The organism is Sphaerisporangium sp. NPDC088356, from assembly GCF_040685555.1.
Lineage (GTDB): Bacteria > Actinomycetota > Actinomycetes > Streptosporangiales > Streptosporangiaceae > Sphaerisporangium.
Genome location: NZ_JBFBIK010000053.1, coordinates 1 through 18378, shown reverse-complemented (window position 1 = coordinate 18378; position 18378 = coordinate 1). Strand labels below are relative to the sequence as shown.

The 18378-nt window shown below is 69.5% G+C and carries 19 protein-coding genes; 9 read left to right on the top strand and 10 right to left on the bottom strand.

The window, feature by feature from the left end; genetic code table 11:
* Positions 1–16: 16 nt before the first annotated feature.
* Positions 17–745, bottom strand: coding sequence for a DNA repair protein RecO (recO, locus tag AB0O34_RS20495; protein ID WP_363917472.1), 729 nt, complete (start codon positions 743–745; stop codon positions 17–19).
* 280 nt (positions 746–1025) lie between these two features.
* Here recO and AB0O34_RS20490 point away from each other — a divergent pair, with 280 nt between their 5' ends.
* From AB0O34_RS20490 to rocD, 5 genes are all read left to right on the top strand, one after another.
* On the top strand, positions 1026–2603 hold the full coding sequence (locus tag AB0O34_RS20490) for a CDP-alcohol phosphatidyltransferase family protein (RefSeq protein ID WP_363917470.1): 1578 nt from the start codon (positions 1026–1028) through the stop codon (positions 2601–2603).
* Complete coding sequence (locus AB0O34_RS20485; RefSeq protein WP_363917468.1) at positions 2600–3319, top strand: DUF5941 domain-containing protein; 720 nt, start codon at positions 2600–2602, stop codon at positions 3317–3319. Before AB0O34_RS20490 ends, AB0O34_RS20485 begins: the two co-directional genes overlap by 4 nt.
* Positions 3320–3592: 273 nt before the next feature.
* Positions 3593–4063 carry an Lrp/AsnC family transcriptional regulator gene (locus tag AB0O34_RS20480; RefSeq protein WP_363917466.1) on the top strand — a complete coding sequence of 157 codons (471 nt, stop codon included), beginning with the start codon at positions 3593–3595 and terminating at the stop codon, positions 4061–4063.
* Positions 4064–4299: 236 nt separating this feature from the next.
* Positions 4300–5100 carry a dimethylargininase gene (gene ddaH / locus AB0O34_RS20475; protein ID WP_363917464.1) on the top strand — a complete coding sequence of 267 codons (801 nt, stop codon included), beginning with the start codon at positions 4300–4302 and terminating at the stop codon, positions 5098–5100.
* Positions 5097–6329, top strand: a complete 1233-nt coding sequence (gene rocD, locus AB0O34_RS20470) for an ornithine--oxo-acid transaminase (protein ID WP_363917462.1) — start codon at positions 5097–5099, stop codon at positions 6327–6329. The genes ddaH and rocD overlap by 4 nt, the downstream gene beginning before the upstream one ends.
* A gap of 131 nt (positions 6330–6460) precedes the next feature.
* On the opposite strand, the gene AB0O34_RS20465 is transcribed toward rocD, so the two are convergent.
* Positions 6461–8041 carry an alkaline phosphatase D family protein gene (locus tag AB0O34_RS20465; protein ID WP_363917460.1) on the bottom strand — a complete coding sequence of 527 codons (1581 nt, stop codon included), beginning with the start codon at positions 8039–8041 and terminating at the stop codon, positions 6461–6463.
* 59 nt (positions 8042–8100) lie between these two features.
* Complete coding sequence (locus AB0O34_RS20460) at positions 8101–8583, bottom strand: MarR family transcriptional regulator (protein WP_363917458.1); 483 nt, start codon at positions 8581–8583, stop codon at positions 8101–8103.
* Between the two features lie 47 nt (positions 8584–8630).
* On the opposite strand from AB0O34_RS20460, the gene AB0O34_RS20455 reads away from it, so the two are divergent.
* The 3 genes from AB0O34_RS20455 (at position 8631) to AB0O34_RS20445 (ending at position 12273) form a co-directional block, all read left to right on the top strand.
* Complete coding sequence (locus AB0O34_RS20455; protein ID WP_363917456.1) at positions 8631–9725, top strand: substrate-binding domain-containing protein; 1095 nt, start codon at positions 8631–8633, stop codon at positions 9723–9725.
* A gap of 110 nt (positions 9726–9835) precedes the next feature.
* On the top strand, positions 9836–11266 hold the full coding sequence (locus AB0O34_RS20450) for an APC family permease (protein ID WP_363917454.1): 1431 nt from the start codon (positions 9836–9838) through the stop codon (positions 11264–11266).
* Entirely contained in the window at positions 11263–12273 is a 1011-nt protein-coding gene (locus tag AB0O34_RS20445; RefSeq protein WP_363917452.1) for an acetamidase/formamidase family protein, read from the top strand. Before AB0O34_RS20450 ends, AB0O34_RS20445 begins: the two co-directional genes overlap by 4 nt.
* 102 nt (positions 12274–12375) lie before the next feature.
* On the opposite strand, the gene AB0O34_RS20440 is transcribed toward AB0O34_RS20445, so the two are convergent.
* The 6 genes from AB0O34_RS20440 to AB0O34_RS20415 form a co-directional block, all read right to left on the bottom strand.
* Positions 12376–13395 (bottom strand): Gfo/Idh/MocA family oxidoreductase, encoded by a 1020-nt coding sequence (locus AB0O34_RS20440; RefSeq protein ID WP_363917450.1) that lies wholly within the window; start codon positions 13393–13395, stop codon positions 12376–12378.
* Between the two features lie 80 nt (positions 13396–13475).
* Positions 13476–14378 (bottom strand): LpqB family beta-propeller domain-containing protein, encoded by a 903-nt coding sequence (locus tag AB0O34_RS20435; protein ID WP_363917448.1) that lies wholly within the window; start codon positions 14376–14378, stop codon positions 13476–13478.
* Positions 14375–14716 carry a hypothetical protein gene (locus AB0O34_RS20430; protein WP_363917446.1) on the bottom strand — a complete coding sequence of 114 codons (342 nt, stop codon included), beginning with the start codon at positions 14714–14716 and terminating at the stop codon, positions 14375–14377. The genes AB0O34_RS20435 and AB0O34_RS20430 overlap by 4 nt, the downstream gene beginning before the upstream one ends.
* On the bottom strand, positions 14649–15314 hold the full coding sequence (locus AB0O34_RS20425; RefSeq protein ID WP_363917444.1) for a DUF433 domain-containing protein: 666 nt from the start codon (positions 15312–15314) through the stop codon (positions 14649–14651). Before AB0O34_RS20425 ends, AB0O34_RS20430 begins: the two co-directional genes overlap by 68 nt.
* A 314-nt stretch (positions 15315–15628) precedes the next feature.
* A complete protein-coding gene (locus AB0O34_RS20420) occupies positions 15629–16570 on the bottom strand; it encodes an NAD-dependent epimerase/dehydratase family protein (RefSeq protein WP_363917442.1) in 942 nt (313 codons plus the stop codon).
* A gap of 27 nt (positions 16571–16597) precedes the next feature.
* Entirely contained in the window at positions 16598–16942 is a 345-nt protein-coding gene (locus AB0O34_RS20415; protein WP_363917440.1) for a YrdB family protein, read from the bottom strand.
* 250 nt (positions 16943–17192) lie between these two features.
* Between AB0O34_RS20415 and AB0O34_RS20410 the strand changes: the two genes are divergently transcribed.
* Positions 17193–17336, top strand: coding sequence for a hypothetical protein (locus AB0O34_RS20410; protein WP_363917438.1), 144 nt, complete (start codon positions 17193–17195; stop codon positions 17334–17336).
* Positions 17337–17388: 52 nt separating this feature from the next.
* On the opposite strand, the gene AB0O34_RS20405 is transcribed toward AB0O34_RS20410, so the two are convergent.
* On the bottom strand, positions 17389–18099 hold the full coding sequence (locus tag AB0O34_RS20405; RefSeq protein ID WP_363917436.1) for a carbon-nitrogen hydrolase family protein: 711 nt from the start codon (positions 18097–18099) through the stop codon (positions 17389–17391).
* Between the last annotated feature and the right edge of the window lie 279 nt (positions 18100–18378).

Genomic DNA, 18378 nt, shown 5'->3' with positions numbered 1-18378 from the left:
TCGGGAGGAGGCGCGCTCAGACGCGCTCGACATGTCGTAGCGAGCGTATTCCGTGCTCGAGGTGCCATTGCAGGTAAGCCGCGACCAGGCCGCTGCACTCGGTGCGGTGCCGCTGCTCGGAGGCGTCGGCCGAGTCCCAGTCGCCGCGGATGAGCGCGATCATGAGGCCGATCGTCTCGGCGGCGGGCACGGTGGCTCCCGGCGGGCGGCACCCGCCGCACACCACACCGCCCGCGGCGATGGCGAAGGCCCTGATCGCGGGGGTCGAGCAGCGGGCGCAGGAGTCGAGCGCGGGGGCGTACCCCGCGACCGCGAGGGAGCGCAGGAAGTAGGCGTCGAGGACGAGCCTGGCCTCGTGGCCTCCCTCGACGAGCGTGCGAAGCCCGCCGAGCAGCAGCAGGAACTGCCGGAGCGCGGGCTCCTTCTCCCCCACCGTGAGCCGGTCGGCGGTCTCCAGCATGGCGGTGCCCGCGGTGTAGCGGGGGTAGTCGGAGACCAGCGGCTCCCCGTACGGCCGGAGCGTCTCGACCTGCGTGATCACGTCGAGCGAGCGCCCGGTGTGGAGCTGCAGGTCGACGTGGCTGAAAGGCTCAAGGCGCGCACCGAACCTGGAGGTGGTGCGCCGGACGCCCTTGGCGACCCCCCGCACCTTGCCGGTGCGCTTGGTCAGGATCGTGACGATGCGGTCGGCCTCGCCCAGCTTCTGGGTGCGCAGGACGACGCCCTCGTCACGGTAGAGGTTCACCCTCCCAGTCTAGGGACGTGCCGCCGCCCGGGGACGAATCGGATGGAAACCCGGTGCCGCCGACCGGGCGCAGGGCACCGGCATCCGTCCAGGTAAAGCCGCGAATCGGAAGGGAGCCCCGGGACACACGAAACAGGATGTGACTCCCGGAAGCGACGAATCGATCTCGGGTGAACCACGGATGGCATCCTTTGGAAGAACAGTCACTAAACTTTGACCCCTGGCGACACCCCCCTGTTAATCGCCTCCGCCCCCCCCGCACGCTGCCTGAAAGGGTGACATGACCCGCGTGGTCCTGCTGGGCACATCGCCCGGCCCGATCGGTTCCCCCGAACAGCACGTCCCGCCCGGTCGCCTGGCGCTGACGTCGCTCCCCGGCTCGCCCACCGTCCTATCCCGGCTGCACGGTCAAGTGGCCTCGATGGACCCCGAGCCGGTCGCCCTCGTCCGTCGGGGCGACGCCGACGACTACCGGGCGTTCCCCGGCAGCGTCGTCGAGTCCGGCGACCTCGCCGGTGATCTGCGCGCGCTGGCCGACGCCGTCGAGCACACGACGGAGAACCTCTTCCTCATCCCCGCCGGCGTCGTGATCCACGACGAGCTGATCTACCAGATCACCAAGTCCAAGCGGGGCGCGCTGACGCTGATCGCCAAGGAGCCGCGCCAGGAGGACGAGAACGGCGAGCCGATCCTGCCGGACATCCCGATCGAGCAGGCCGAGCCCGAGATCGGCGACCACGTCCTGGAAGGCCTGCCCGTAAGGCTGCGCGCCGGACGTTCCCGCGTCATCTCCGCCGGCTCGGCCTACCACCAGGTCACCCGGCCGAACGCGGTGGCGCTCGGCCCGCTCCACCTGCACCAGCGCCACGCGGCCACCCTCGCGGAGACCGCTCGCGAGCTCGCCGACATGGCCCACCTTTTCGGCCCCGAGGACGACCTGGTCCAGCTGATCGTGCTCGGCCTCGTCCGCAGGGGCGTCTCCGTCGGCACGCGCGGCCGCAGAGACCTGTTCTTCACCCGGGTCGGCTCCCAGCCCGAGGCCGACGCGGCCGTGGCCGCGATGTCCGAGTACGACGAGGACCGCGCCCGCCTGAACAACGCGGTCAAGGGCGCCGACGGCTTCTTCACCACGTACTTCGTCAGCACCTACTCCCGCTTCATCGCCCGGTGGGCGGCGCGGCGGGGCCTCACCCCGAACCAGGTCACGCTGATCTCGATCGCGCTCGGCGTGCTGTCGGCGCTGGCCTTCGCCACGGGCACCCGCCCGGGCTGGGTGGCGGGCGGCCTGCTGATCTACTTCGCCTTCGTGTTCGACTGCGTCGACGGCCAGGTGGCCAGGTACGCCCGCAAGTTCGGCGTGCTCGGCGCGTGGCTGGACGCCACGTTCGACCGCGCCAAGGAGTACATCGTGTTCGCCGGCCTCGCCGTCGGCTCCATCGTCGCCGGGCAGGGCGACGTGTGGACGCTGGCGCTGGTCGCGCTGTCGGTGCAGTCGGTGCGCCACCTGCTCGACTTCTCCTTCGGCGCCGCCAACCGGCGCAAGCCGCCCGTGCCGCTGCCGACGCTGGCGCTGACCGCCACCGACGACCGGTCGCTGCGCGACGCGCTGGAGAACCGCCGCGCCTCGCGCAGCACCGGCGTGCGCCGACTGCTCAAGCTGTGGACCCAGGCCGGACGGTTCCGGGCCATGCACTGGGCCCGCAAGATGATCGTCTTCCCCATCGGCGAGCGCTTCGCCGCCATCGCGCTCACCGCGGCCATCTTCGAGCCCCGGGTCACGTTCCTCACGCTCGTGATCTGGGGCGGCGTCGCGGCCGCCTACACCCTCACCGGACGTCTCATGAGGTCGCTCGCATGATCACCCACCCCCAGGCCGCAGCCGCCCCCGTTCCCGATCCCGACGAGGAGCGCCGCCGGATCCAGACGGCCCGCCTGCTCGCCTACCGCGACGACGGGCCCCTGGTGGCGCTGCTACGCGACAAGATGGGCCCGGGGCTGCCTCCGGTGCCCGCCGGGCTGGCCTCGCTGCTCGCCGTGATCGCCATCGGCGTGACCGGCGTGCTCGGCGACGGCAAAGGGCCGATCATGCTGCTCCCCGTGCTGGTGATGGTGGCGCTCATGGTGCCGACCGCGCCGCGCGACCACCTCGGCCGGTTCGACTGGCTGGTGCCGCCGCTGATCAGGGGCACCGAGTTCCTGACGATCATCGTCCTCGGCCTGGCCGCCGGCACGCCCAAGTGGCTGCTGTTCGTGCTCATCTACGTCGTCGGCTACCACACCTACGACACGGTGTACCGCACGCGGCAGAGCATCTGGCCGGCTCCGTGGGTGTTCCAGGCCGGGCTCGGCTGGGAGCTCCGGCTGCTGCTGCTGGGCGCCGGCGCGGCACTCGGCCTGCTCACCTGGGTCGTCGCCGTGATGTCGGTGTACCTCGGCGTGCTGTTCGCCGTCGAGAGCATCAAGAGCTGGGTCGGCCTCGACAAGCAGACCGCCCTCGCCCAGGCCTCCGACGACCTGGAGGCCTCTCCCGAGGACGCGTTGGAGCAGGCGACAGGCGAGGCCGACAAGGCGTAAGCCCCCGCACGGGTCGCACACGAAGGCCGGGGTGGAGAAGGATTCCCTTCTCCACCCCGGCCTTTCGGCCGAGGAACCCGACGATCTCGCCTGGGAAGACGTCGAGATCCACTCCTCGAACGGCGTCGACCGTGGCGGTCCTGGAGGTGGAGGTCCGGGTGAGACCTCTGGCGTGAACCATGTCCAGAACCGTAACACCAAAATTGGGGTCACTTAAATTTTAGAGTGACCCCGAACTGTGTACCTGGAGTGAAGCGGCTGTATACAGTCACCGTGGAGTTGGATGCACTTGATCGTGCGATTGTCGGAGCCTTGGTCGAGGACGCTCGCTCGACATACGCCGAAATTGGGCATCAAATCGGGCTTTCGGCCCCAGCGGTCAAGCGGCGGGTTGACCGCCTGCTGAGCACCGGAGCGATCACCGGCTTCACCGCGCGCGTGGAGCCCTCGGCGCTCGGCTGGACCACCGAGGCGTACGTGGAGCTGTTCTGCCGGGGCAAGACCTCCCCGGCCGAGATCGGCATGGCCGTCGCGCGCCATCCCGAGGTGATCTCCGCCTGCACGATCACCGGCGAGGCCGACGCCCTGCTGCACATCCGCGCCAAGGACGTCCGGCACGTCGAGCAGGTGATCGAGCGCGTGGCGTCGGAACCGTTCGTCGTGCGCACCAAGAGCGCGATCGTGCTCTCCCGCCTCATCGACGACCCCCCTCACATGCGTAACGCGACGCCCCACCAGGTCTGAGGCCGATGAGGCGGCACGACACTGGCCGTCACATGGATGAAACATCGTGTAACCCGCCCGACCTCCTAGTTGTTGCCCCTTAAACGACATTTCGTTCATACGCAACAAATCGCCGCACATGTGGCGAAGAACGCAATCGATCCACGGGAGCGCGCAAGGTCCGTGCCTGGCCCGAACCTGCCGCCGTTCCTAGGCTGAAGCCATTCCTGACCAGCCGTTATCCGACGGAGTGATAGATGGCGCACAGCCGGCATTACCTCATGTGTCGTCCCGACTACTTTGCGGTCGAGTACGCGATCAACCCCTGGATGGACCCGATCGCGGGAGCGGACGCCGCCACCGCCGTCCGGCAGTGGGAGCGTCTCAAGGACGTCTACGAGGAACTGGGCCACACGGTCAGCCTGATCGACCCGATCGACGGCCTGCCGGACATGGTCTTCGCCGCCAACGGCGCCCTGGTGGTCGGCGGCCGGGTCTACGGCGCGAGGTTCGCCACCGCCGAGCGCGCCGCCGAGGGCCCCGCCTACCTCAGCTGGTTCACCGCCAACGGGTACGGCCCGGCCATGGAGCCGTCGCAGACCAACGAGGGCGAGGGCGACTTCCTGACCCTGGACGACGTCATCCTGGCCGGCACCGGCTTCCGTACGGCCATCAGCGCCCACAAGGAGGCCCAGGAGTTCCTCGGCCGCCCCGTGGTGACGCTCCAGCTGGTCGACCCGCGCTTCTACCACCTCGACACCGCGCTGTTCCCGATCGACGGGCGCAACGTGGCGTACTACCCGGGCGCGTTCTCGCCGGGCAGCCAGGAGGTGCTGCGGCGGATGTTCCCCGACGCCGTCCTCGCCTCCGCCGACGACGCCGCGGTGCTCGGTCTCAACGCCGTCAGCGACGGCCACAACGTGGTCGTCAACGTCGAGGCGGGCGAGCTTTCCCTGGAACTGAAGCGCCGGGGTCTCAACGTCATCCCCGTCGACCTGAGCGAGCTCCGCAAGGCCGGCGGCGGTCCGAAGTGCTGCACATTGGAGATCCGCGCATGAGCAGGACACAGGAGTTCATCGAGCTCAGCGAGCGACGCAGCGCTCACAACTACCACCCCCTGCCGGTCGTCGTGCGGGAGGCGCGTGGCGCGTGGGTCACCGACGTCGAGGGAACACGCTACCTCGACTGCCTGGCCGGGTACTCCTCGCTGAACTTCGGCCACGGCAACCCCAAGATCCTCCAGGCGGCGCAGGAGCAGCTCCAGCGGGTCACGCTGACCAGCCGGGCGTTCTTCCACGACCAGTTCGCGGACTTCTGCCAGGGGCTGGCCGACCTGTGCGGCAAGGACATGGTCCTGCCGATGAACACCGGCGCCGAGGCCGTCGAGACCGCCATCAAGGTGGCCCGCAAGTGGGGCTACGAGGTCAAGGGCGTCGCCCCGGACCAGGCGAACATCGTGGTCATGGAGGACAACTTCCACGGCCGTACCACCACGATCGTGAGCTTCTCCACCGACCCGGACGCCCGTGACGGCTTCGGCCCCGCGACGCCCGGCTTCACGATCGTGAAGTACGGCTCCGCAGAGGCGATCCGCGACGCGATCGACGCGAACACGGTCGCGGTGCTGATCGAGCCCATCCAGGGCGAGGCGGGCGTGCTGGTGCCGCCGGCCGGCTACCTGGGCCAGGTCAGGGAGATCTGCACCGAGAACAACGTGCTGCTCATCGCGGACGAGATCCAGTCGGGCCTCGGCCGCACCGGTGACACCTTCGCGTGCGACCACGAGGGCGTGGTCCCGGACATGTACGTGCTGGGCAAGGCGCTCGGCGGGGGCGTGGTCCCGGTGTCCGCCGTCGTCGCGAACGCCGACGTCCTCGGGGTCATCAAGCCCGGCCAGCACGGCTCGACGTTCGGCGGCAACCCGCTGGCCTGCGCCGTCGGCAGCGCCGTCATCGAGCTGCTGAAGACCGGCGAGTACCAGGCCAGGGCGAAGGAGCTCGGCGCGCTCCTGCACGAGCGGCTGCGCGGGCTCGTCGGGCAGGCCGGCCAGGGCGGCCACGGCGTCGTCGCGGTGCGCGGCCGAGGCCTGTGGGCGGGCATCGACATCGATCCCTCCCTCGGCACCGGGCGGCAGGTCTGCGAGGCGCTGATGCGGCGCGGGGTCCTCGCCAAGGACACCCACGGTTCCACGATCCGCCTCGCGCCACCGCTGGTGGTGTCGGAGGAGGACCTCAACTGGGCCGTCGACCAGCTCGCCGCCGTCCTGTCCGAGCTGGCCGCCGAGTAGGCACGCCGAGTTCCGGTGAAGGTGAACATCCAGTCGATCGCCAGCGGCGCGCCCCGGTGATCGGGAACGGGTTCACCCGGCTCGCGGTCACCGGCGACGACGCGCTCTGACGCACCCGTACGGCTCGCGCCTCAGGGCGTGAGCCGTACCTCGGCCAGTTCCTCGAAGGTGGGGCGGGCGGTGTGCCAGCGCAGCACCGCGGAGCGGCCGTCCAGGTCGAGGGACGCGAGCGCGTTGGGGAACCACGGGCCGTTGGTGATCTTCCACCGCAGCGCGCGGCGGGGCAGCCGGACCGTACGGGTGAGGATGCCGCCGACGACGGCGGCCACGCCGAAGGACCCGATCACGTTGGCGAGGCGCAGCGTGCGGCTGAGCGGGTTGCGGATCGGCGAGCAGACCGCCTGGTAGATGCGGGCGGAGTCCAGGTCGGCCGACGCCGGGCCCGCCGCCGCCAGGTACGAGTAGTGCACGTCCCCCGAGAGCAGCACGATCGTGGCGGGGGCCCTGCCCTTGCGCCCGGCGGCCACGTCGACGAGCACGCCGCCCAGCTCCTCGAACGACTGGCGGAACGCGCCCCAGTGTTCGAGGTCGAGCGCCTGGCGGATCTTCTCGCCCCAGGCGATCGCCCTGCGGCCCCACGCCCCGCCCGCGACGGCCTCGTTCCAGCTCTCGACGTCGAAGATGCCGCTCGGCAGGAAGACCGGGACCGAGGATCCGATGAGCAGGTGGTCGAGGTCGCCGGTGGCGTTCTCGGTGAACCAGGCCCACTCCTCGTCGTCGAGCATGCGCCGGTGGCCGGGGTCGAGCTTCCTGGCGCACCGGGTGTCGAGCATGATCAGGCGTGTTCTGCCGACATCGCGCGTGTAGCTCCACCGCGTCGAGGAGGGATCCTCGTCGGCCTTCTTCGCGAACGCGTCGAGGGCCGCGCCCCCGTCGCCCTCGCTCCCGTGCATCTCGGCGTACATGGGGTCGGCCTTGCGCTCGGACGGCGAGAGGTTGCCCAGGTGCTGGTAGACCCAGTAAGCGCCGAGCGCGGAGGTGATCCGGGAGGACCACCACGGCACCTCGGCCATCTTCTCCCGCCAGGCCACGGAGGTGTTCCAGTCGTCGCGCACGTCGTGGTCATCGAAGATCATCGCCGACGGCACGGTGGACAGCACCCAGCGGACCACCGGATCGGTCCAGGCCTGCCGGTACAGCTCGGCGTACTCCTCGAAGTCGACGATCTCGTCAGGACCGTCCTGCCTGCGGGCGTGGATGAAGTCGAGCATCTCCTGCGACGGCTCGTCGGCGTACACCTGGTCGCCGAGGAAGACCACCAGGCTCGGGATGTCGTCCCCCTGCAGCAGGCGCTGGCCGTACTCGCGGAGCACGTCCACGCCGTGGGTGGCCACGTGGGCGTCGTCGTGGGGGACGGTGGTCCGGCAGGAGCCGAAGACCACGCGGTCGAGCTGCTCAAGCGGGCAGATCTGGCTGTCAGGGAAGCCCTCGACCGGCCACACGCGCTCTCCGTCGAGCTCGACGGTGTACGCCCCTGTCGCCTCGATGTCGACGATCGCGTAGTGGTGACCGTGGACGGTGAAGGTGCGGTCGGCGGCGTGCGTGCCGTCCACCGCCACCGTGACCTCACACGGCTCGCTCGTCTCGACCCATATGGACGCGCTCGTCTCGTCGACATAACGCAGCATCGGCCCTACCAGCAAGTCGGGCACTTGACCTCCCCTTTTGAGCAGCGTTATGTACCATATGCGCAAACTCGTACTGGTGGAGGTCAGCCTTCGAGGGACCGGACCAGCAGTTCGAGCTCGTGCATGAGCCGCTCGGTGCGCTCGGCGCCGTACGTCGCGAGGATGGCCCGGTGGTGCTCGGCGATGCCCGCCTCCAGGCGGCCCAGGAGCTCACTGCCCCGATTTGCGAGGAAAACAGCCACTCTGCGGCGATCTGCCGGGTCATGGCCTCGGTAGACCACCGCCCGCTCGACGAGCCGGTCGACCGCCTTGGTCAGCGTGGGGTGGGGCATGAGCGCCGCCTCGGCGAGGTCGCCCATGGTGTGGCCGCGGCCGTCGGCGAGCGCCTGGAGGATGCGCCACTGGTCGACGGACACCTCCTCGGCCGCCAGCACCGTGGCGAGATCGCGGTTGACGCTCCGCTCGGCGCGGCTCAGAAGGTACGCCAGGGAGGATCCGAGCCCCGTCGTCACCGAGCGCACGGTCGAGTCCACCGCACCGTCCTCATCGGACTCCGCCGTCACCATCGAGGGCTCCCTTCGTCCGTGAGTGCGCAAGGAGGATACTCTTGCACGTGGCCGATCCTGTCACGGTGGTCATCGACCCCCTTGAAGCTCATCTGCTCAGGTCCGAAACGCTCCGCGTCGGCCTGGTGGTGCCCGTCTCCGGCGTGCTGGGCCTGCTCGGGCCGTGCGCGATCAACTGCGCAATGCTGGCGGCCTCCGAGGTCAACGCCATGGGCGGGGTGCTCGGCAGGCCGGTCGAGCTGGTCCTGATCGACGCCGGCAGGAGCCCGGCGCAGGTCGCCCGCGAGGTCCACGGGCTGGTGCGCGCGGGAGCCGTGCAGGCGCTCGTCGGCACCCACGCCAGCGACGTGCGCGTCGCGATCGAGCGCTCGCCGGTCGGCGCGGTGCCCTTCGTCTACACGCCGCCCTACGAGGGCCGCGCCCGCAACCCCGGGGTCTACTTCCTCGGCGAGCCGGCGTCCCGGCAGGTCGGCCCGGGTCTCGACTGGCTGATCGACCACCGTAAGGCGAAGCGCTGGTTCCTGCTCGGCAACGACTACGTCTGGCCGCGGCTGGTCCACGCCTCGGCGCGCAGGCACATCCGGGCGCGGTCCGCGACCGTCGTCGGCGAGCGGTTCGTCCGGTCCGGCACCACCGCGATGGCCCCGCTGATCGAGGAGCTGGCCGCCGTACGGCCCGACGCGGTGCTGCTCAACCTCATCGGCAGCGACCTGGTCGCGTTCAACCGGGCCTTCACGGCGAGCGGGCTCGCATGCGCGCGGCTGTGCGGGGCGCTGGAGGAGCACGGCCTGCTGGCCATCGGCGGCGACTCCACCGGCGAGCTGTACGCCGCCATGGGCTACTTCGGCAGCATCGCCACCGACGCCAACCTCAGCCTGGCCCAGCGCTACACCCAGCGGTTCGGCCCGGAGGCGCCGCTGCTGAACGGGCACGGCCACGGCTGCTATGAGGGCGTGCTCATGCTCGCGGCCCTGGCAGGTCGCGCGGGGAGCCTCGCCGTCCCCGCGATCGAGGCGGTCGCCGACGGCACGACGATCACCAGCGGTCGTGGCCTTCTCACCCTCACCGACCGCCACGTGCGGCAGCGGGTCTACGTGGGGCGGGCCGACGGGCTCGACTTCGACATGGTGACCTCCGCCTAGGTGTGGTCCCGCGGTGTGACCGGCGTGTAAAAGTTTCAATTGAAACCTTTTCGTTTTCAAGGAATACCCCTATCGTACGGCTCTGCCCCCGCGTTTTGAAGGAGCCGTCCATGTCCTCTCCCTCCGACATCTCACCCTCGTCCGCATCCCCGCCGGGGACCGGTCCCGGCGTGGAGCGCTTCGGCTACAAGCAGGAGCTGCAGCGATCGTTGAGCTTCACCGACCTGCTGATCTACGGCCTGATCTTCATGGTGCCGATCGCGCCGTTCGGCATCTTCGGCGGCGTCTTCCAGGCCTCGGGCGGGATGGTGGCGCTCGCCTACGTCATCGGCATGGTCGCGATGGCGTTCACGGCGCTGTCGTACTCGCAGATGGCGCGGGCCTTCCCGATGGCAGGCTCGGTCTACACCTACGCGGGACGCGGGATCGCCGCCCCCGTGGGCTTCCTCGCGGGCTGGGTCATCCTGCTGGACTACGTCCTCGTGCCGGCCCTGTTGTACCTCGTGGCGAGCGCGGCCATGGCGTCGTTCATCCCGGCCGTGCCGATCTGGGCCTGGCTGATCGGCTTCATCGTGCTCAACACCGTGGTCAACTACCTCGGCATCGAGATGACCGCGCGCATGAACAAGATCATGCTGGTGGCCGAGCTGATCGTACTGGCCATCTTCCTGGTCATCGGGCTCGTCGCCCTGGCGCAGGGCAAGGGGCACGGCAACGCGTTCAGCCCGCTGTTCGACTCCTCGACGTTCTCCTGGCCACTGGTGTTCGGGGCCGTGTCGGTGGCGGTGCTGTCCTTCCTCGGGTTCGACGGCATCTCGATGCTGGCCGAGGAGAGCCGCGAGGACACCCGCAAGCTCGGCCGTTCCATGGTCTACGCGCTCGCGCTGGCCGGCGTGCTGTTCGTCGTGCAGACCTGGGTCGCCGCCCTGCTCGCGCCCAACCGCGAGGAGCTGCTCACCAAGGGCGACCCGGCGGGCACGGCCTTCTACGACACCGCCGCGTACGCGGGCGGCCACTGGCTCAGCGTGCTCACCGCCGTCGCCACCGCCGTGGCCTGGGGCTTCGCCAACTCCCTGGTCGCCCAGGCGGCCACCTCGCGCCTGCTGTTCGCCATGGCCCGCGACCGCCAGCTCCCGAGCTTCCTCGGCAAGATCCACCCGAAGCACAAGGTGCCGGTCAACGCCACCTTCCTGGTCGCCGCGGTGTCGCTGGTCCTCGGCCTGTACATGAGCTCGCGCGACGACGGGATCACGCTGCTCGGCACGCTGGTGAACTTCGGCGCCATGACGGCCTTCCTGGCCCTGCACGTGTCCGTCGTCGTCCACTACGTGGTGCGCAAGGGCAGCCGCGACTGGTGGAGGCACCTCATCGCCCCGGCCATCGGCTTCCTGATCCTGCTCTACGTCGTCATCAACGCCAAGGTCGCCGCCCAGGTGCTCGGCTTCGTCTGGCTGGCGATCGGCATCCTCATCCTCGCCGGCAGCTACATGATGGGCCGGCGTCCGACCCTGTCCGCGATCAACACGGAGGTCTCCGAGTGAACGTCGTCTCCTACCAGCCCGCCGCCGAGGAACTGTCCTACACGTTCGGCGGACGACCCGCCGTGGGCAGGATCAAGCCGGGCACGGTCGTGGAGCTCTTCACCGAGGACTGCTTCGGCGGACGGGTACGCGGCTTCGAAGACCTCCCCTCGAAGGTATGCGAGTTCCCGTACCTGAACCCGGTCACCGGCCCCTTCCACGTCGAGGGGGCCGAGCCGGGCGACACGCTCGCGCTGCACTTCGTCTCCATCGAGCCGGCCCGCGACTGGGCGGTCTCCACGACGTTCCCCCACTTCGGGGCGCTGACCGCCACCCACACCACCGCGATGCTGCACCAGCCGCTCGAAGAGGTCGTGTGGTTGTACGAGGTCGACGTGGAGAGGCGGATCGTGCGCTACCAGGCCCGGCGCGGCGACTTCGGCGTCGAGATGCCGCTGGACCCCATGCACGGCACCGTGGGAGTCGCCCCGGCCGCCTCCGAGGCGCGGATGACCATCACACCGGACGCGCACGGGGGCAACATGGACACCCCGGAGCTGCGGGCCGGAGTCACGGTCTACCTGGGGGTCAACGTCGAGGGGGGGCTGTTCTCCATCGGTGACGGGCACTGCCGCCAGGGGCACGGCGAGGTCTGCGGCACCGCGGTGGAGGCGGCGATGAACACCGTCGTCGCCGTGGAGCTGATCAAGGGCGTCGCCACGCCGTGGCCGCGGCTGGAGGACGACAAGCACCTCATGTCCACGGGGTCGGCGCGCCCGCTGGAGGACGCCTACCGGATCAGCCAGCACGACCTCATCACCTGGGCGGCGTCGCTGACCGGGCTCGACGAGCTGGACGCCTACCAGCTGATCAGCCAGGGCGCCGAGGCTCCGGTGGGCAACGTGTGCGACACCAACTACACGATGGTCGCCAAGCTCCCGAAGGCGTACCTCGGCGGGCCGGAGATCTACGAGTCCGCCCACACCCGCCTGCGCGCCCTCGGCGACCAGTACCTCTCCTCCCGCTGACTCCTCCCGCTGGGACGAACAGTCCTCTCGCCGACCCCGACCGGCCCACCCGCCGACCTCTCCCCCACCGGAGCCCTCCCGCCGGATCTGGGCGGGGACGTCTTACCAGGAGGTGTCCATCTTCCCGCTGAGGGCCTGGGCGACTATGTCCTCGCAGATGGCGTGAGTGGCGAGGGCGTCCTCGGCCCCGATGACCCGCCCCTCCCGCACCGACGCGAGGAACTCCTGGCAGAGCTGCTCGATGCCGCGCTGCCGGGGGACGGGCGTCCAGTCGCCGCGCCGGGTCACCGTCTCCCCGCCTGAGTGGTCGACCACGTCGGCGAGGTTGACGACCCGGCGCTTGCCGCCGCCGCCGATCACCTCGCAGGTCTCCTCACTAGACCCGCTGACCCTGCTCATCACCCCGATCGCCGTGAACGTGGAACCGCCTGGCGGCGTCGTTTTCTCCCTCGACGACGCCGCTGAGCCCTCTCCCCTGCGAGACGTCCGCCCGGGGGCCGAGATGCCTTCTTCTCCGCCGGAGTCCGCGCGTCCGGAGAGATGCAGGACCACGTGCTCCAGGAGCCCGTCGCGGAGCCGCAGGTCTACCGACATTTCCGAAATATCGCCCGGCGCGAGAAATCGCAGCGTATCGACCACGTGGATGAAGTCGTCGAAGATCACCCGGCGCGGGTCGTCCGGCTGGCCTGCGCGGTTCTTCTGCATGATGACCAGATCGCGCGGAAGCTCCCGCAGCCCGGCGTACCCCGGGGCGTACCTCCTGTTGAAGCCGACCATGAGCGACCGCCGGCGCTCGCTCGCCAGCCGTACGAGCTTCTCGGCGCCGGCCAGGTCGTAGGCGATCGGCTTGTCGACGTACACGTGCACGCCGGCCAGCAGCAGCGACTCCACGATCTCCACATGCGCCCGGGTCGCGGCGTGCACGAACGCCGCCTCGATCCCGGCGTCGATCACCTGCTCGACCGACGTGTACCTGGCCGGTACGCGATAGGCCTCCCCCAGGCGGTCGAGCGTCGCCCGGTCGCGCGTACACAGCAGCAGATCGATCCCCGGAGTCGCCCCCAGAACCGGCAGATAGGCCTTCTCCGCGATGTCCCCGAGCCCGATCATCGCCACCCGCATGGTCTCCATGCCGAGAGACTACGGCCGCCGCCCTGTCACGCCGGACCGCGCTTGCCCAGAGGGAAGGATACCGGCGCCGGTTAGCCGACTACTTGCAGGAGGCCCTGCTTCCTCGCCCCCGCGGGCTCGGCGAGGCGCTGCGACTCCTCGCCGTTCTTGTCGAGCACCACCAGTGTGTTGCGAGTGGTGCCCGCGACCCGGACCACCAGGCGCCCGTCGGGCAGATAGAACGCGCCCAGGAGACGGCCCTTGACGGAGATCGCCACCTTCTCGCCGGACACCGTGTCCACGATGGTCGGCCTGAAAGCGGTGGGCCAGCCGCCGTCGCCCGTCGGCTGGCCCACGGGCACGACGTTCACGATCACGCGGCGCCCGTCGGGAGACAGGCTCTGCACGTGGGTGACGGCCCTGGTGCCCTTGACCTTCGCCGGCTTCCCGGTCTTCAGGTCGAGCTTGTAGACGGCGTCGGCGGTACCGGTGTAGCCGGCCAGGTAGCGTCCGCCGCCGGACCAGGTGAGATGGCAGACGCCGGGGGTCTTGCCGGCCTTGTGCCCGCCGGTGCCGTCGGCGTTCACCACCGTGACGGCGTCCGCCTTCGCCGTCGCGACGAACGCCACCTGCTTGGAGTCCGGTGACCAGGCCGGCGTCAGGCAGGGGATGCCTGTCGGCACGTTCCTGGCGACGGTCGTCACCCTGGTGCCGGCCTTCACCTTCACCTCCCCGCGTTGCGTGACCCAGGCGACCTTCCTGCCGTCGGGCGAGGCGGCGAACTGGGAGTTGTCCGAGGGCGCGCCGATCCTCACGAAGCCCTTCCTGGGTACGTAGCGGTCGACGCTGAACCCATGGTTGTAGGCGAAGTAGACCGCCTCTCCGGTGAGCGGCCGCGGCACGGCTTCCGTCTCGACGGAGGCGGCGGGCGTGAACGCGAACGCGGAGGTGAACATGGTGGCGAGCGCGGCACCGGCCAGTGCACGATTCTTCACAGTGACTCCCTATCTGTCGGTCGGATCACTGTAAGACGCCGCCACCGCCCCCAATGTTCACAGAAAACACCGCTCATCCCAGACGAGGCTATGTCCGACGCGATCACTACCCAGCCGCGCTGCCCGACCATCGGGAGCCATTGATCATCAGGCGCACCGAGTGCCTTGTCTCGGGATCCGAACAACTCGGCCGGCGTATGGACCTGATAACCCAGGCCTGACAGCAGTTTGCGCACGCTGCGGCTGACACTGTTCTCGTCGAGATAGAACTCAGGCGGCGTGGCCCAGGAGGATGCGGGTGGCGGTTCTGACGTCGTCGAGCGTGACTCCGAGCTCATCGACGATCACCTCGGGCGCCTCGCCTGCCTTCATCATGGCGGCGACCTCGGCTACCCGCGTCCGTGTACCGGCGAAGATAGGTTGCCCGAACGCCCGAAGCGGGTCGACCACCACATTCGAGGGAAGGCAGCTTCGCAGGCGCAGACTCCCGGGAAAGCCGTCCTCGGCACGCATGACGTAGTCGAGGTAGTCGGTCACTATCTCGCGGATCACATGCTGACCGGTTCTGGCCTCGATGAGCCCCGCACCGGCTTTGGTGCGTGAGAAGTCCCAGAGAACGTCGATGCCGTCCGTCGCCAGCTCGGGAGCCAGGAGGGCATACTCGTGCCCGAACTCCTTCTGCAGCCGTTGAAGCGCCGGCCGGATCTTGTGGGGCTTCACTCCCGCCCGCTTCAATGCGTCCAGGACGTACGCCTCGGCCATGGCCACGAACGGCACGGTCGCCGCCCGTGACCCGGCAAAGGGAAGGACATGCAGAAGCGGAGCTCCCCGTTCGTAACCCCGCGCCCAGCGGTTGAAGGTCTGCTGCCGGATATCGAGGAAGCGTGCGGCATCGCTCTGATTCAGCAGACCAGCCTGGGTCCTGATGTCGTCCATGTCGCGTTCCTCCTCCCCTTGCCGTGTCCGTCATCATCATCGCCGATCGACCATTCACCGGATAGGGCGCCCCGCCGCAGATGCACCCGGGGTGCGCCCTTTCATCGATCACGTTCCGAGTCTCCGTGCGCGACGCCTCTGATGTCACCGCAGAGGACCCGATCCCACTTCACTTACACAGCGTAGGAGTCTGGCTACGAGGTCGTACGGTGAACGAGGTCATCGTTCGGTCGGCTTGGTGAGCGGTGAGACGGCGCCGGCGGTGGCGAAAGCGCGGGTGGAGTGGGACGTACTCCGGTTGGGAGGCGTGGTGATCATTTGGTGGGGGTGGCTGGGCGCAGCCAGGTGATGGTTTGCTTGAGGGCTTCGTCCAGGGGGGTGGGGGCGATGCCGAAGGTCGTCTCGAAGGCCGAGGAGTCGACGATGAAGGGCCTTACGAACTGGTAACGCGTCTCCTCCAGCTCGCGCAGCAGGGGTGAGAGTACCCCGGCCGCACGCATCACCCAGTGGGGAAGGGGCCTGACACGGGGCGCGGGGGCGCCGGCGATCGCGGCCGTGCGCTCGGCCACCTGGCGGATCGTCAGCGCTGGGCTGGTGGGGACGTGCCAGGCGCGCCCCCACGCCCGCTCGTCGGTGGCGACCGCCGCCAGGGCACGGGCCACGTCCGGAAGGTACGTCAGGCTGTGCGGCTGGTCGAGGTCCGCGGGAATCCATGCCGTCTTCCCTGCCAGAATGGGCGCGGTGAAGCGGTCGCCGAACACCGACTGGGCGGACATCCCCGGTCCGAAGTAGTCGGATCCCCGCACCTCGGTCATCCGCACCCGCCCCGCCTGGTGGGCGGCGAGCGCGTCGGCCCACATCTTCGCCCGCACCTTCCCCTTGGTCCCAGGCGCGGCCATGGGCAGATCTTCGGTCATCGGGCGGTCGACCGGCCCGTACCCGTAGAGGTTGCTGAGGGTGACGAGCACGGCCCCGGTCCGCTCCGCCGCCGTGAGCAGCGCATTCGCCATCGGAGGCCAGTCCGTGGCCCAGCGGTGGTACTGCGGGTTCGCGCAGTTGTAGAGGGCGTCGGCGCCCTTCGCGATGTCGGTGAGCCGGCCCGCGTCCCCGGCGTCGGCCGCCACCCGCGTGACTCCCGCTACGGCCGGGCCGGATCCGGACCTGCTGACGACGACGACCCCGTGACCCTCCGCCGCGAGCGACTCGGCGAGCTGCGAGCCGACCTGTCCGGCACCGACGATGACGTGCTTGCCCATGATTCGATCTTCCTATCCTCGGGGGGTTCAGACCTGGTTCCAGACGATCCGCAGGATCGCGTTGACGACGAAGAGGGCGGCGAACACCACCGAGGTGGTGACGAGGCCGGCGGCGGCAGCGGCGATGATGCCACCGCCGAACCAGACGATCTCCAGGGCGGCGCGCCCGAGACCGTGCAGCGGGATGCTCGCCTTCGGCGACCCGAGAAGGCCCCACACGACGGCGAACAGCACCGGGCCGCCGACGCCCAAGAGGATCTTGAGCCACCAGTTGGAGCTGAACGTGAACCCCCAGTAGCCGATGGCCCCGTAGACGCCCAGCTCAAGCAAGAACATCAGGGCGGCGCTGGCGCCTTTGAACACGGCCTGCATCGTGCGCTCCAGTCCGTTATGGTTACATCGCTCCGCTTCGAGAGCAATGCTCTCTCAAGAGAGCACCTGTCGTCAAGAGCGGTGCTCTCGAATCCGTCAGGCACTTCAGGAAGTGCCGCAAAACCGGCTGGTCATCATCAGGTCGGCTCCCTCGGCCGCATCCCGCAGCCGATGACGCCGAATCGAGAGCCAGGCGTCATTCCCGGTACGGCAGATCTGCAGGTGGACGGACGGATCCAGCTACGAACTCGTGCCCTTCTGGGTCAACCCGATGATCGTCCTGTTCGTGGTGGCGTTCTGCGTCGGCGTGCTGGCCTGCCTCGCCGGGGTCGTCGTACGCCGCCGGAATCGCCCCGCGCCCGACAGTGCGGCGAAGACCGCCGGCAGAGCGTGAAAGCCACCGCCCGCCCGGAACGGTGATCAACCTCATGAGCTTGGAGGTGCGGCTACACCGACGTGAGCGTCGCCTTGGTGATGGCACCGACCTCGGGGCCCGCCTGGGTGATCACGTCCCCATCGGCCGACCAGATGCCCGAACGGCCGGCGGCCTCGGCGTAGCCGCCGCCGGTCGAGCCGGCGAAGCTGGCCACCGCCACCCAGACCTGGTGGTCGGTGGCGACGCGGCGCGCGCGCTCGTCTTGGAGTGCCGACTCTTCCACGGACTTCAGCGTGCCGGCGACGTAGACGTCGATCCCCAAGGTGGCGGTGTCGGACGCGTGCTGCGGAACACCCGTGTCCTTGCAGACGGCAAGACCGAGCCGCCAGCCGTCAACGTCGAGCACCGCCGGCTTGCTTCCGGGGGTGAACCGCTCGGCCTCGGCCGTGCCCAGCCACATCTTGCGGTAGGCCACGGTGGCCCCGGTGCCATCGACGGCCAGCATCGCGATGTGCGACCTGCCCTGCTCGCCCTGCAACGGCGCGCCGACCAGCGCCACCGAGCCCGTCTCCGCGCAGGCCTCGACGATGGGCGCCAGCCGGGGATCGTCAGCCGTGATGGCCGGGGCGTCCAGCTCGTACCCCGTCACGGACAGCTCGGGAAAGACCACCACCCGGGCACCCGCGGCCCGTACCGCCGCCGCGTGCGTCAACACGTTCGCCGCCACGTCGTAGGGCGCGCACAGCGGCTGGACGACGGCGATGGTAAGCGGCTCACGCATGCGACTCCCCACGCTTATAACAGGTCAAGCCGGCAATCTACGACCGATCATAGCTCTGCCCCTCCGGTCGTGGATTGTCCGCACGAGAGCCCCGGAGAGCGGTGCTCTCGATTCACGGCAGCGCTCTGGTAGGGTGACGTGGTTGACATCCTCCCCCTCGTAAACGAGGGGGATTCCCCACGGTCACCCATGGGGGTTCCTGCTTCGTCGCCAGTCGCCCGCCGGGAGGACTCCCCTTGAGGTCTTACACCGGCTCCACAGGCGTTTCATCTCTCCGCA

Coding starts and splice junctions, on each gene's coding strand:
- AB0O34_RS20490 (WP_363917470.1), top strand. CDS start 1,026: ATGACCCGCGTGGTCCTGCTGGGCACATCGCCCGGCCCGATCGGTTCC.
- AB0O34_RS20485 (WP_363917468.1), top strand. CDS start 2,600: ATGATCACCCACCCCCAGGCCGCAGCCGCCCCCGTTCCCGATCCCGAC.
- ddaH (WP_363917464.1), top strand. CDS start 4,300: ATGGCGCACAGCCGGCATTACCTCATGTGTCGTCCCGACTACTTTGCG.
- rocD (WP_363917462.1), top strand. CDS start 5,097: ATGAGCAGGACACAGGAGTTCATCGAGCTCAGCGAGCGACGCAGCGCT.
- AB0O34_RS20460 (WP_363917458.1), bottom strand. CDS start 8,583: ATGGTGACGGCGGAGTCCGATGAGGACGGTGCGGTGGACTCGACCGTG.
- AB0O34_RS20450 (WP_363917454.1), top strand. CDS start 9,836: ATGTCCTCTCCCTCCGACATCTCACCCTCGTCCGCATCCCCGCCGGGG.
- AB0O34_RS20440 (WP_363917450.1), bottom strand. CDS start 13,395: ATGCGGGTGGCGATGATCGGGCTCGGGGACATCGCGGAGAAGGCCTAT.
- AB0O34_RS20430 (WP_363917446.1), bottom strand. CDS start 14,716: ATGAGCTCGGAGTCACGCTCGACGACGTCAGAACCGCCACCCGCATCC.
- AB0O34_RS20425 (WP_363917444.1), bottom strand. CDS start 15,314: ATGGACGACATCAGGACCCAGGCTGGTCTGCTGAATCAGAGCGATGCC.
- AB0O34_RS20420 (WP_363917442.1), bottom strand. CDS start 16,570: ATGGGCAAGCACGTCATCGTCGGTGCCGGACAGGTCGGCTCGCAGCTC.
- AB0O34_RS20415 (WP_363917440.1), bottom strand. CDS start 16,942: ATGCAGGCCGTGTTCAAAGGCGCCAGCGCCGCCCTGATGTTCTTGCTT.
- AB0O34_RS20405 (WP_363917436.1), bottom strand. CDS start 18,099: ATGCGTGAGCCGCTTACCATCGCCGTCGTCCAGCCGCTGTGCGCGCCC.